Genomic DNA, 962 nt, shown 5'->3' on the forward strand with positions numbered 1-962 from the left:
ATCGAAGGGGGCGATTGCAATGACAAATGGCCGACTGCACACGTGGCTCATCGAGGAATACGGGTGCTTCTTTCCATTGCTTCCGCGGTAAAGATCCAGCTTGTCCCTGATCTTCCCAGCAAGTTTCAGCGCACCCCGGGTTTTGAAATCTTGCTCGTTGAAGGTCTTCTGCTGCTTCGCGGTCGGAGGCTGGTCAGAGACGACAGCCTCTATGTTGAACTCGTAGCTTCCGGGTCCCCGGACGAAGAAATCGGGCGCTGACTTTGAAAAGTCGACACTGCAGCCCAAATCGATCAGCGCTCTGTTCAGATAGAGTTCCCACATCGAGGAATTGAATGTCGTTTGAAATTCATTGATGAATTTCTGGCTCTCTCCCCTTCGATCCAGCAGGCCTGTCGCCCAGCTTTGAATGATAGGCTGGACCTTTGCGTAGTCAGGGTCGGCCGAGATGCGACGAAAGTAATTGTGGAGTTTTTCTTCCCGGAATCGCGGAGTGAACAAGTCCAACATTCCTGCCCCGTTCGTGTGTTTCAGTCGCGCATCGCGCTGGTCGTGCGGCACTATGGGAGCCGTGCTTTGACGATGTTCCTTCTGCAGCTGGAAAGGCGAAAATCCCCCCCTTGGAATCGCTTAGAGCCTATAGAAGCAAAGGTACACCAAACTGCAATGGTAGGCCCGAAGGACTGCCATTGGATTGGAATGGGGAAGGGCAGCTTACATCCTTGTTCGAAGTAGCTCCCCATGTCCGCTAAGGGGTCGGCTGCAGAACGGCAGCTTCTCGCAACTTACTACCAAAACCGGACGGTCTGGAAACGGCCCCCAAATTGCCATTCTGCTTTGCGCCACATCCCAGTCATTCGACAAAACCGGCACTGGAATGATGAATTTCGGCCGGGAGGCAACAGCGTTCAACGGTATCCGGGAACACCACCACGCAGCCTAAAGCGGCTACGCGGTAGAGG

1 pseudogene is annotated in these 962 nt (G+C 54.2%); it reads right to left on the bottom strand.

From position 1 onward, the window contains the following. Positions 1–510 (bottom strand): annotated as a pseudogene (locus ACXJ7R_RS34365) (hypothetical protein); the annotation flags it as partial. Positions 511–962 lie beyond the last annotated feature (452 nt).

It is taken from the genome of Mesorhizobium sp. P5_C1 (assembly GCF_054049815.1).